The 12,973-nt window shown below is 31.6% G+C and carries 13 protein-coding genes; all 13 read left to right on the top strand.

Annotation, left to right across the window (positions count from 1 at the left end; all coding sequences use genetic code 11):
* The first annotated feature begins 25 nt into the window (after positions 1–25).
* The 13 genes from CDLVIII_RS08870 to pknB all read left to right on the top strand — a co-directional run bounded on the left by CDLVIII_RS08870 (position 26) and on the right by pknB (position 12,681).
* Positions 26–907 carry a YicC/YloC family endoribonuclease gene (locus tag CDLVIII_RS08870; RefSeq protein ID WP_009169111.1) on the top strand — a complete coding sequence of 294 codons (882 nt, stop codon included), beginning with the start codon at positions 26–28 and terminating at the stop codon, positions 905–907.
* Between the two features lie 14 nt (positions 908–921).
* Positions 922–1,194: a DUF370 domain-containing protein gene (locus CDLVIII_RS08875; protein WP_009169112.1), complete on the top strand. Its 273-nt coding sequence runs from the start codon at positions 922–924 to the stop codon at positions 1,192–1,194.
* A complete protein-coding gene (gene gmk, locus CDLVIII_RS08880) occupies positions 1,194–1,832 on the top strand; it encodes a guanylate kinase (protein ID WP_009169113.1) in 639 nt (212 codons plus the stop codon). Before CDLVIII_RS08875 ends, gmk begins: the two co-directional genes overlap by 1 nt.
* The gene (gene rpoZ, locus CDLVIII_RS08885; RefSeq protein ID WP_009169114.1) at positions 1,813–2,031 is read left to right on the top strand and encodes a DNA-directed RNA polymerase subunit omega; all 219 of its coding nucleotides are present in this window, start codon (positions 1,813–1,815) and stop codon (positions 2,029–2,031) included. The genes gmk and rpoZ overlap by 20 nt, the downstream gene beginning before the upstream one ends.
* Position 2,032: 1 nt before the next feature.
* Entirely contained in the window at positions 2,033–3,217 is a 1,185-nt protein-coding gene (gene coaBC / locus CDLVIII_RS08890) for a bifunctional phosphopantothenoylcysteine decarboxylase/phosphopantothenate--cysteine ligase CoaBC (protein ID WP_009169115.1), read from the top strand.
* A gap of 82 nt (positions 3,218–3,299) precedes the next feature.
* Positions 3,300–5,495, top strand: coding sequence for a primosomal protein N' (gene priA / locus CDLVIII_RS08895; RefSeq protein WP_009169116.1), 2,196 nt, complete (start codon positions 3,300–3,302; stop codon positions 5,493–5,495).
* Positions 5,496–5,510: 15 nt separating this feature from the next.
* Positions 5,511–5,963 (top strand): peptide deformylase, encoded by a 453-nt coding sequence (gene def / locus CDLVIII_RS08900; RefSeq protein ID WP_009169117.1) that lies wholly within the window; start codon positions 5,511–5,513, stop codon positions 5,961–5,963.
* A 22-nt stretch (positions 5,964–5,985) separates the two neighbouring features.
* Positions 5,986–6,912 (top strand): methionyl-tRNA formyltransferase, encoded by a 927-nt coding sequence (gene fmt / locus CDLVIII_RS08905; RefSeq protein ID WP_009169118.1) that lies wholly within the window; start codon positions 5,986–5,988, stop codon positions 6,910–6,912.
* Positions 6,913–6,927: 15 nt separating this feature from the next.
* A complete protein-coding gene (locus CDLVIII_RS08910; RefSeq protein WP_009169119.1) occupies positions 6,928–7,620 on the top strand; it encodes a zinc metallopeptidase in 693 nt (230 codons plus the stop codon).
* 16 nt (positions 7,621–7,636) lie between these two features.
* Positions 7,637–8,953 (top strand): 16S rRNA (cytosine(967)-C(5))-methyltransferase RsmB, encoded by a 1,317-nt coding sequence (rsmB, locus tag CDLVIII_RS08915; RefSeq protein WP_009169120.1) that lies wholly within the window; start codon positions 7,637–7,639, stop codon positions 8,951–8,953.
* 17 nt (positions 8,954–8,970) lie between these two features.
* The gene (rlmN, locus tag CDLVIII_RS08920) at positions 8,971–10,014 is read left to right on the top strand and encodes a 23S rRNA (adenine(2503)-C(2))-methyltransferase RlmN (RefSeq protein ID WP_009169121.1); all 1,044 of its coding nucleotides are present in this window, start codon (positions 8,971–8,973) and stop codon (positions 10,012–10,014) included.
* A gap of 1 nt (position 10,015) precedes the next feature.
* On the top strand, positions 10,016–10,735 hold the full coding sequence (locus CDLVIII_RS08925; RefSeq protein ID WP_009169122.1) for a Stp1/IreP family PP2C-type Ser/Thr phosphatase: 720 nt from the start codon (positions 10,016–10,018) through the stop codon (positions 10,733–10,735).
* A gap of 2 nt (positions 10,736–10,737) precedes the next feature.
* Positions 10,738–12,681 (top strand): Stk1 family PASTA domain-containing Ser/Thr kinase, encoded by a 1,944-nt coding sequence (gene pknB, locus CDLVIII_RS08930; protein WP_009169123.1) that lies wholly within the window; start codon positions 10,738–10,740, stop codon positions 12,679–12,681.
* Positions 12,682–12,973: the final 292 nt, after the last annotated feature.

The following is a 12,973-nucleotide window of genomic DNA, read 5'->3' on the forward strand; positions in this document are numbered from 1 at the left end:
TGGTGTATATAAAGGAGGTGCGAATTTGATAAAAAGTATGACTAGCTTTGGAAGGGCTCAAAGTGAAGAAGGAAAAGAAGTAAGTTTTTCAGTAGAAATGAAAAGTGTAAATCATAGGTATTTAGACATAAATATTAGGATGCCTAGAACTATGTTAGCTTTAGAAGAAAAAATAAGAAATATAATTAGTAAAAGATTAAACAGAGGAAAAGTTGATGTTTTTATTAATTATAAAAATTATGGAAGTAATTCTGGAAAAGTAAATTTAAATATGGAATTAGCTAAAGAGTATTATGAATGCCTTAAAAGAATTCAAGATGAATTGAATTCGATTGATGATATATCTACGACTAAAATAGCAAGACTTCCAGATGTAATCACATTAGAAGAAAAAGAAGAAGATTTGGATAAAATTTTTTGTGAGATTTCTCCATTAATTGAAGGTGCTCTTAATTTAATGGAAGAGATGAGAAGCAGAGAAGGCGAAAAGCTAAAAACTGATATTCTGCTGAAAATTCAAATGATAGAAAAATATGTTGAAGAAATTGAAAAAGTAGCAGATTCTATACCTAAAAACTATAAGAAAAAACTTGAAGAGAGACTGAATGAGTTACTGTCTGGTGTAGATATTGATGAAACCAGAATTGCTTTAGAAGTGGCAATACTCTCTGATAAAGCTGCTGTGGATGAGGAGATTACTAGACTCAGAAGTCATTTGAGTCAAGTAAAGAGCACTTTAGATTTAAATGAACCAATCGGAAGAAAGCTGGATTTTATAATTCAGGAAATTAATAGAGAAGCAAATACTATAGCATCTAAATCTACAGATATAGATATGACTAATAAAGTAATTGAAATTAAAAATATTACTGAAAAAATAAGAGAGCAAATTCAAAATATTGAATAATTAGGAGGAAGAAAATGGGAATTAAATTAATAAATATCGGTTTTGGAAACATAGTTTCGGCCAATAGATTAGTCGCAATTGTAAGTCCGGAATCAGCGCCTATTAAAAGAATTATTCAAGAAGCAAGGGACAGGGGAATGCTAATTGATGCTACCTATGGTAGAAGGACTAGAGCGGTTATAATAACTGATAGTGATCATGTTATATTGTCAGCAGTTCAACCTGAAACTGTGGCTCACAGATTGTCTACAAAAGATGATATTGCAGTTGACGAGGATGATGAATAATGGTTGCAAATGGGAGAGGATTATTAATAGTTATATCAGGACCATCAGGTGCAGGAAAGGGTACTATTTGTAAAAGCTTTTTAGAAAGAAATAAAGAAGTAGCTTTATCTGTATCAGCAACTACAAGAGATCCACGAAATGGAGAAGTAGACGGTGTTAATTATCATTTCATATGTAGAGATGAATTTAAGAAGAGAATAGAAGAAGATGATTTTTTAGAATATGCAGAGGTATATGATAATTTTTATGGAACACCTAAATCAAATGTTGAAGAACTTTTAGAAAACGGTAAAGATGTTATTCTAGAAATAGATATTCAAGGTGCTTTAAAGGTTAAAGAAAATGCAAGTGATGGTGTATTTATATTTATACTTCCACCATCTATGTCTGAATTAAGACAGAGAATAATAAATCGTGGCAGTGAAACTAAAGAATCTTTAATGAAAAGATTCAAATCAGCTTACCAAGAGATAAATTTTGTATCAAAATATAATTATGCAGTGGTAAATGATAAAGTAGATGTAGCGGTTGAAAAGTTAGAAGCAATAATAGCTGCTGAAAAATGCAGGGTAGATAGAATAAAAGAAAGTATATTAGATTCAAAGGAGGGAATTATTCATGAACAACTCTATGATTAATCCATCAGTGGTAGATTTATTAGAAAAGGTGCATGACAGATATTCTTTAGTAATTTTAACATCAAAAAGAGCAAGGCAAATAATAGACGGTTCTAATCCGCGTATTTCATTAAATTCAAATAAGCCTTTAACAATTGCAATAAATGAGGTAGATCAAGATGCAATTGAATATGAAGTTGTAATAGAAGGTTCAAAATAAAATGAAGAAGAATGTAGTGTTAGGTGTAAGTGGTGGAATCGCAGTATACAAAGCTTTGGATATTGTAAGTATGCTTGTAAAAAAAGACATAAATGTTGATGTCATTATGACAGAAAGCGCTACAAAGTTTGTGACACCTCTTACATTTCAATCATTAAGTCAAAATATGGTTACCTGTGACATGTTTGCAGAACCAAAGGCGTGGGAAATCCAACATATAAGTTTAGCTACAAAAGCAGATTTGCTTTTAGTAGCGCCTGCAACGGCTAATATAATTGGAAAAGTTGCAAATGGAATTGCGGATGATATGCTTTCAACCACAATAATGGCAACAAAAGCAAAAGTTATTTTTGCACCAGCTATGAATACAAATATGTATGAAAATCCTATTGTTCAAGATAATATTAAGAAGCTTAAAGCGTATGGATATGAATTTATAGATCCAATTGAAGGTAGAATGGCTTGTGGGACAACTGGAGCTGGAAAGTTTGAGAGTCCGGCAGTTATAGTTGACAGAGTTTTGATGGAAATAAACGAAAAAAAAGATTTGTTAAATAAAAAAGTTATAGTGACAGCAGGGCCGACTGTAGCTGAAATAGATCCAGTAAGATTTATTACAAATAAATCAACTGGAAAAATGGGCTATGCAATAGCTAAAGAAGCAAGAAATAGAGGTGCGAATGTCACATTAATATCAGGTCCTACTTCTATTGAAGCGCCTATGAATGTTAACCTCATAAAAGTCTCAACAAATGAAGAGATGAGAGAGGAAGCTTTAAAGGCATTTAGCGATGCAGATATAGTTATAAAATCAGCTGCTGTTGCAGATTATAAGCCTAAAAATTATAGTACACAGAAAATTAAAAAGGCTGACAATGATTTATCTATAGATTTTATTAGAGATAATGATATTTTGCAGGAGCTTGGAAATAAAAAAGAAAAACAAATTTTAGTGGGTTTCGCGGCTGAAAGTCAAAACTTAGAAGAAAATGCTAAACTTAAGCTTTCGAAAAAGAATTTAGATTATATTGTAGCAAATGATATAACCGCAGATGACACTGGTTTTGCTTCTGAGGATAACAAAGTAATTATTTTATCTAACGAAGGTAAAAAAGTGCATTTAGATAAAATGAGTAAAGAAAAAATAGCAAGTAACTTATTTGATATCATACTTGAGAAGCGCTAGAAATTTGCGCTTCTTTTGTTAATATAGGGTAAATAGATAAATAAATCTAAAATTGTAAAAAGGGGGGTGGTATAGAAGTACTATGTATGCTGAAATAATTATTAATAGCGATGCCTTAGAAATAGATCGAACATTTACATATAAAATACCGGATGAACTCGTAGAGGATATAAGGGTCGGATTTCGAGTTAAGGTCCCATTTGGAATGCGAAGTAAGCCGGTAGAAGGATTCGTATTTTCTATAGTGGATGAGAATACAGATGAAGTTCAATATAAAGTTAAAAAGATCCTAAATTTATGTGATGATGAAGCTATATTGACAGAAGATAAAATGGAACTCATTCATTTTTTGAGAAAAAAGTATCTTTGCAAGTACATTGATGCTATCCGCCTTATGATTCCGGTTGGAATTATGAAAGGTTCAAAGGAAAAAAAGAAAAAAGTTGTATATATTAACAAGCAAATAGATGTAGATGAACTTAAGAAAGAAAATTATATAAAATTATATGATTTCATAGCTGAAAATAATGGTGTTTATACTAAAACAGAAATTACAAGTGATAAACAATTTTCTTTATACTGTCTAAATAAGCTTATAGAAAAAGATGTATTAAAGATAGAAGAACAAGTGGTTTTTAGATACAACGCTCGTAAATATGAGAATTATAACAATGAGTTTCTTACGGAAGAGCAAAAAAAATGTTTAAACGAAATTCTAAATGGCTCAAACTTAAAATATCTAATAAAAGGTGTTACAGGATCAGGAAAAACTGAAGTTTATATAAGATTAGTTCAGGAGATGTTAAGTCAAGGTAAGAGCGCAATTGTTTTAGTACCTGAAATATCATTAACCCCTCAAATGATAGAACGGTTTAAAGGAAGATTTGGAGAAGATGTAGCACTATTTCATAGCAGGTTAAGCGATGGAGAGAGATTTGATGAATGGTATAGAGTAAAGACTGGAAAAGCTAAATTGGTTATAGGGGCACGTAGTGCATTGTTTTTACCACTTAAGGATCTTGGGCTTATCATAATTGATGAAGAACATGAAAATACATATAAATCTGATCATAACCCCAAGTATCATACTAGAGAAGTAAGTGAATTTATATGTGAGCAAAAAAAATGTAAACTAATATTGGGATCTGCTACGCCGAGCGTTGAAAGTTATTATAAAGCATTAAAAGGTGATTATACTTTAATTGAAATGCTTAAAAGGGTTAATGGAAAGAAAATGCCGAAAATGCATATAATAGATATGAGAGAAGAGCTCAAAAGTAAAAATCTCTCATTATTCAGCAGAGAACTCTTAGAAAACATTGATAAAACTTTACAGTATAAAAAACAAGTTATTTTGTTTTTGAATAGAAGAGGTTATTCAACGTTCATTTCCTGCAGAAGCTGTGGGCATGTATTTAAGTGCCCGGAATGTGATGTCTCCATGACATATCATAAAAATGGATATTTAATATGTCATTATTGTGGAAGAGCAGAGAAGGTTACTAAGATATGTCCGAAGTGTGGCAGTAAATATGTGAAGTTTTTTGGAGCGGGAACAGAAAGAGTTGAATTGGAAGTGAAAAAGTATTTCCCAAAGGCTAAAGTATTAAGAATGGATGTTGATACAACAAGGCATAAGAATTCACATGAATCTATTTATAATTCCTTTAAAAATGGAGAAGCGGATATTTTAATAGGAACTCAAATGGTATCTAAAGGGTTAGATTTTAAAAATGTGACTTTGGTTGGGATTTTAGCCGCGGATATGTCTTTAAATATACCAGATTATAGATCAGCAGAAAGAACTTATCAGATAATTACTCAGGTTGCAGGAAGAGCTGGCAGAGGTGAAGATGAGGGAAAAGTTATTGTCCAAAGCTATACACCGGATCATTATAGCTTACAATATGCCAAGGAAGAGGATTATGTGTCCTTGTTTAATAGGGAAATAGAACTTAGAAGGTTGATGAGTAATCCTCCTTTTGGTAAAATATTATTAATTAATGGTTCCTCGAAATTTGAAGAAAAATTAAAAAAATTTATGTATACTTTAGAATATAATCTGAAAAAATTAATAGTAGAAGATATTACTATGCTAGGACCCGTTCCTTGTATTATAACTAAACTAAAAGAAAATTATAGGTGGCAGATAATAATAAAAGGAAATTTTAACGATGAATTTAGCGAAAAAGTAAAAGATATACTTTATCAATTAAATAAGAGTGTATATAATGAAATAAGGATTAGTATAGATATTAATCCTAACAATATGACGTAGGGGAGAGTGCGAAAAATGGCATTAAGAAATATAAGACAATATGGTGACGATACATTACGTAAGAAATGTAGAGAAGTTGGAAAAATAGACGATAGATTATTAACATTAATTGAAGATATGAAAGAAACTATGTATGAAGCAGATGGAGTTGGTCTTGCAGCACCTCAAGTTGGCATATTAAAAAGATTGTTTATTGTAGATATTGGAGAAGGTCCTTTAGTATTTATAAACCCTGAAATAATAGAAACAAACGGAAAACAGATAGATGAAGAAGGGTGTCTTAGCTTACCAGGGGAAACAAGAGAGGTAATGAGACCTAACTATGTTAGAGCTAGAGCTTTAAACGAAAAAGGTGAAGAATTTGAAATAGAAAGTGAAGAATTACTTGCAAGAGCAATTTTACACGAATATGATCATCTTAATGGCACTTTGTTCATTGATAGAGCTAAAGAGCCTTCAAAAAAGTAAATAGAAGCAGGAGGAAAATAAAATGAATATAATATTTATGGGCACTCCTGATTTTGCAGTTCCTTCTCTAAGTAAACTAATTGAGAAATATGGAGTTACAGCTGTACTTACCCAGCCAGATAAGCCTAAAGGCAGAGGTAAGAAGCTGGCATATTCAGCAGTTAAAGAAGAAGCAGTGAAGCATGAAATTCCAGTATATCAGCCAATAAAACTCAGAGAAGATGCAGAATTAATTCAAAAATTAAAGGATTTACAGCCTGATTTTATGATTGTAGTAGCTTTTGGTCAAATTTTATCTAAGGAAGTATTAGATATACCTAAATATGGATGCATAAATCTTCATGGATCACTACTTCCGATGTATAGAGGTGCTGCACCAATCCAATGGGCAGTAATAAATGGCGAAAAAGTTTCGGGAAATACTACTCAGCTTATGGATATAGGTATAGATACAGGTGATATGCTTCTTAAAGATGAGGTTGAAATCACTGATAATATGACTGCAGGAGAATTATATGATATATTAAAGGAAAGAGGAGCAGATCTTTTAGTTAAAAGCATAGAGGGAATAATAGATGAAAGTATAATTCCAAAAAAACAGGGAGATGAAACTTTCTATGCAAAGCCATTAGATAAAAATATTGCAAGTATTGATTGGAATAAAAGTTCAATAGAGGTTCATAATTTAGTAAGAGGATTAAATCCTTGGCCAATTGCGTATACAAATTATAATGATGAAAGAATGAAGATATTTGAAACAGAAGCTTTAAAAGAAGATACTTCAAAGGAACCAGGAACTATTATAGATGTGAGCAAAAATGGTGTTAAGGTTGCATGCAAAGAAGGTGTGCTTCTTATAAAAAAAGTACAGTTTCCAAATGGCAAACCGCTGACTATAGAACAGTATATTAATGGGCATGAAATAAGTAAAAATATAATATTAAAATAATGGAGGGATGTACTAATGCATTTTTATCCGTTTTTTGACCCAACAATGATAATGTTAATTCCAGCAATAATAATTTCATTTTGGGCACAAACTAAAATTAACAGCACATATAGTAAATATAGTGGAGTTGGAACCAGAAATGGATATACTGGACAGCAGGTTGCAAGAATGATGCTGGATGAAGCAGGACTTCATGATGTTAGAATAGAAGTCGTAAATTCTAAGCTTGGTGATCATTATGATCCATCCCAAAAGGTATTAAGATTATCACCAGAAGTTTTTTATAATGGAACTATATCTTCAGCGGGAATAGCTGCTCATGAAGTTGGGCATGCAATTCAGCACAAAGAAAGATATGCGCCATTAGTTATAAGAAATTCAATAGTACCGGCTGTAAACCTTGGTTCAAGTTTATCATGGATATTATTTATAGCAGGTTTATTTCTGGGATTTAGAGGATTAACTACACTTGGAATACTTTTATTTTCAGGAGTGGTAATATTTCAAATAGTAACATTACCAGTTGAGTTTAATGCATCAAGCAGAGCTTTAAGGATACTAGGCTCAAGAGGAATTTTATATGGTGATGAAACTAAAAGTGCACAAAAGGTACTAGATGCAGCGGCTATGACTTATGTAGCTGCAACACTTATGGCAGTATCACAATTAATAAGACTTATTGCAATAAGCAATGATAGAAATAGATGATTAGAAGAGGTAGCATATGGATTGTAGAAAACTAGCAGTAAAAATATTAAATAGAGTCTTAGATGAGGGAGCTTATTCTAATATAATACTAGCAAAAGAATTAAATGAAGCAGAATTAAATGATAAAGATAAGGCATTGTTAACTGAAATTGTATATGGAGTTTTAAGAAGAAAGAAAACATTAGATATTATAATTTCAAACTTCGTAAAAGATATAAAGTTAATGAAAAAAGATATCTTAAATATTTTAAGAGTAGCAGTATATCAAATGAATTTCTTGGATAAAGTACCAAGTTATGCTGCATGTAATGAAGCTGTAGAAGAGGCTAAGGAAATATCAGAGAATGATTCAAAGCTCGTAAATGGTATACTTAGAAGTTTTACAAAGAACCCAGATGAAATTGAAGTTGTAGGTAATAAAATTGACGAATATGCATATAAGTTTTCTTTTGAACCTTGGATGATAAGACTACTCATTAAGCAGTATGGAGAAAATCTTTCAAAGAAAATAATGCTAGGATTAAATGCAATTCCACAAGTTAGCGTTAGAGTAAATGAGATTAAAGCTGATTATGATGAAGTTTTTGAAGAATTAGAGAAGCTTGAATATGATGTTGAAGAAGGAGTTATCTGCCCAGAAGCAATTTGTATAAAAGGCGGTAAATCTATAGAAAGTAATCCTCTTTTTAAAGAAGGAAAGATTACAGTGCAAGATGAAAGTGCCATGGTTGTAGCGCCTTTATTAGAATTAGAAGAAGGCATGAAAGTCATAGATTTATGTAGTGCGCCAGGTGGAAAAACTACTCATATAGCAGAGATGCTTCAAAACACTGGAAAAGTATTAGCGTTTGATATACATGAATCTAAACTGGGATTAATAAAAGAAAATTGTGAGAGACTTGGAATAACTAACGTTGAGATTAATACAAATGATGCAACTAAGTTAAATCCTGAGCTGGTTGAATCAAGTGACAGAATACTAATAGATGTACCATGTTCAGGAATTGGAATAATCAGAAAGAAACCAGAAATTAAATGGAATAAAACTAGGTCTGATTTAAGAGAAATTATACCAATTCAACGTGAAATAATGGAAAATGCGTGGCAGTATTTACGAAGTGGCGGAATAATGGTATATTCAACTTGTACTCTAAATAAAGAAGAAAATGAAGAAAACATTGATTGGTTTTTAAGTAGCCACAAGGATTGCAGTATAAAGAAAATATTTATTGGAAATCAAAATAATTTAATATACAATAAAAATGGCTCTTTGACTATTATGCCAAATGAAAATATGGATGGCTTTTTTATTGCAAAACTTGAAAAAAGATAGTAACAGTAGGTGAGTAAATGAATAATTTGCTAGATTATACTTTAGAAGAACTTAAAGTATGGATGAAGGAAAATGGAGAGAGTGCATTTAGAGGCCAACAAGTATTATCATGGGTATATAAAGGCGTAATAGAGTTTGAAGGTATGAAAAATATGCCTAAAAATTTAATATCAAAGCTAAAAGAAAATTTTGTTATAGATTTACCCAAAATAATAGAAGTTTATAAATCTAATATTGATGGGACAGAGAAGTTTTTATTTGGTTTTAAAGATGGAAATTTAATAGAATCCGTTCTTATGAGATATAAGCATGGAAATTCCATATGCATATCCACTCAAGTTGGATGTGCAATGGGATGTAAATTTTGTGCGTCTACTATTGAAGGGAAAGTAAGAAATTTAACAACAGGAGAAATTTTATCTCAAGTTCTTGTGGTTCAAAATTATATTAATGAGAGAATATCTAATATAGTCCTAATGGGTAGTGGAGAACCTCTAGACAATTATGAAAATGTTGTTAAATTTTTAGAAGTAGTTTCGGCAGAATATGGATTAAATATTGGTCAAAGACATATAACATTATCTACATGTGGACTTGTGCCTAAAATATATGAGTTGGCGGATAGAGAATTAAGCGTAACTCTTGCAATTTCATTACATGCATTTAGTGATGAAAAACGAAGAGAAATTATGCCCATAGCAAACAAGTATAGTATTAATGAAATATTAGAAGCTTGCCAATATTATATCCGTAAGACAAACAGAAGAATTACATTTGAATACGCCTTAGTTAAAGATGTAAATGATGGCACGGAAGATGCAAAAGCATTAGGAAGACTATTAAAAGGTATGCTTTGCCATGTTAATTTAATACCTGTAAATGAGATAAAAGAAAATTCCTACAAAAGATCTTCCAAAAAATCAATAGATGATTTTTCAGAAATATTGAAAAACCATGGGATAGAAGTTACTGTAAGACGAGAAATGGGAAGTGACATTAACGCAGCATGTGGACAACTTAGAAGAAGTTATATACAAACCCAAGAAATAGAGAGGGAATAATATGGTAGGCTTAGTTAGTGATGTAGGATTAAAAAGAACTTTAAATGAAGATTATGCTTTGTATTTAGAAAAAGATGAATTTAAAATTTACGTGGTTGCAGATGGCATGGGTGGACATAATGCAGGAGAAGTTGCAAGTGAAATGGCTGCCGTAAGAATCGTAAATTATATAAATGAAAAATTTTCTTCCAGCGAGTTGGAAGGTTTGATTGTAGAAGCTATTGAAAAGGTAAATAGAGATATATTTGATTTTTCTAATACTAATGAAAATTTAAATGGCATGGGGACTACAGTTACAGCTTGTCTTGTAACTGAAAAATTCATACATGTTGCAAACGTAGGGGATAGTTGTTGCTTAGGAATTAAGAACAATGAAATTAAAAAGATTACAAAGGATCATTCTTTAGTGCAAGAACTTGTTGATAATGGAAGTATAAGTGAAGAGGAAGCTGAGAACCACCCAAAGAAAAATATTATTACTAGGGCTTTGGGAACATCAAGTAGTGTAAATGTTGATGTGTTCGAGCTTAAAAAAGATGAATATGATTTGTATATCTTATGTTCGGATGGATTAACCAATGAATTGACAAAGGAAGAAATTCTACAAATTGTCATGGAGGAAAAGGATTATGTGAGTATGGCTGACAGGTTAGTATATTTGGCAAAGGAAAAAGGCGGCAGAGATAATATAACAGTATTGTTGTTTGGAGGAGAGATATAAGTATGGATGGAATTGTACTTGGAAACAGATACGAGTTGTTAGAAAAAATAGGGGAAGGAGGCATGTCGGAAGTATTTAAAGCGAGAGATAATAAGTTAAATCGTTTTGTTGCAGTAAAGATTCTAAAAAATGAGTTTTGTGATAATCCTAGCATAGTAGAGAAGTTTAAAGGTGAAGCAACCGCCATTGCAACCCTATCTGACAATAATATAGTAAATATATTAGATGTAGGAACTCAAGATGAGATAAACTACATTGTAATGGAATATGTTAAGGGCAAAACTTTAAAAGATATAATAAAGCAAGTCGGAAAGATGAATTATGAAACAGCTATATCAGTAGCGGTTCAAATAGCTAAAGCTTTAGATTGTGCTCATAGAAACAATATAATTCACAGAGATGTTAAACCACAGAATATTTTAGTAACTGAAGATGGAGTTATGAAGGTAACTGATTTTGGAATAGCAAAATTTTCTTCTTCAGAAACTATTACAAATACTAGTACAATAATGGGATCTGCCCACTATCTTTCTCCAGAACAAGCAAAAGGAACTTTTATTGATTGTAGAACGGATTTATATTCACTAGGAGTTGTATTATATGAAATGGTTACAGGAAGGCTTCCTTTTCAAGCAGACACTGCTGTAACTATAGCATTAAAACATCTGCAAGAAGAAGTTGTGCCGCCCAAAAGCATTAATTCAAAAGTACCTGACAGCCTGAACCAACTAATTTTAAAGGCGATGGAAAAAGATCCGATTAAGAGATATCAAACCGCTAAAGAAATGATTGCGGATCTTGAAAAGATTAAAGAAGATCCTAATGCCCTCATAGAGCCTGAAGATGAAAATGATCATACTATAATAATGTCAGCTGTGACAGAACAAATACCAAAACATGAAGAAGTGAAAAATACTAGAGATGATGAGTATGATGATGATGAAGATGACGATTATTATTATGAAGAAGATGATGATGATGAAAAATCAACCGGAAAGAATAAAAAGAAAATAATAAAAATAGGTATAGTTGCTGTTTTAGTATTAGTATTACTGGGGATAGGTGTTGGTACATATATGCTTAAAACGGGTTCAGTCAGCAGCAAACAAGTTCAAGTACCAGATGTAACTGGAGAAACTGTTGATGATGCTACAAAGCAGCTTCAAGCTTTAAATTTGGAACTGGTGAATGCGGGAAAAGAAGCTAGCGACAAACCAGAAGGAACAATTATTAAAATGAATCCAGATGCTGGAACAATGGTTAATGAAAAAAGCCAGGTCAGAGTTATTGTAAGCAGTGGAACAGAAAAGAGTAAAATGCCTGATCTTAGAGAAGAGACTTTAGATCGAGCAAAAACAATTTTAGATTCGATGGACTTAAAATTAGATGATAAAAATATAGCATATGACTACAGTGACGATGTACCAAAAGATGAAATAATAAGTCAGACACCAAAGAAAGATACTGACATTGGTCCAGATGATAAGATAACAGTGGTCGTAAGTAAAGGACCAGAGGTTAAATATGTTCAGGTACCAAGTGTAAAGGGCTTTGATGAAGATAGGGCTAAGAGTACATTGTCTAATGCAGGCTTAAAGGCCTCTGTAAATTATCAAACAACTGAAAATCAAACTGATAATGGTAAGGTATTGTTCCAATCGGGTAATGATAAGGAAAAAGCAGGAACAACTATTACTATAACAGTAGGCTCTTATACGCCAAAACAAGAACCGCCTGTAACAGCTAATCCAGGAGATGCAGGAGATACAGGAGATACTAAATCAAATAACAATCCAAGTAAAAGTGGAGGAAATACATCACAAAGCGGGCAAGGTAATACAGCAAGTAATTCACAACAAGGTCCAGGAAGTACAAATTCTCCAGGAGGATCTCCAGTAGAAGGACCTAGCACTCAAACATCAACAAATAAAACAACAAATCACTAAAAAGGTAAGAGGAGAGGTTGATATAAAAGACCTCTCCTTTTATAATATATGTATCATATTGGTAACGATCAACATGGTAAGAATTAGATTTATGACTTATAATTTGAGGTGTATGTAAATTATTATATTTTATTAAAAAATATTTGTAGGTTATTAGTAAATTTTTTTTGTGAATTTCGATATAATGGTTTTAGATTATTTATATTTAGAGATAATTTCAGATATAGAATGTATATAGAATAAATATGTATATGATTTAGTAAGGAAATGTATAAGTTTAATTTTATATTTG

The sequence above is a fragment of the Clostridium sp. DL-VIII genome, assembly GCF_000230835.1.
GTDB lineage: Bacteria > Bacillota > Clostridia > Clostridiales > Clostridiaceae > Clostridium.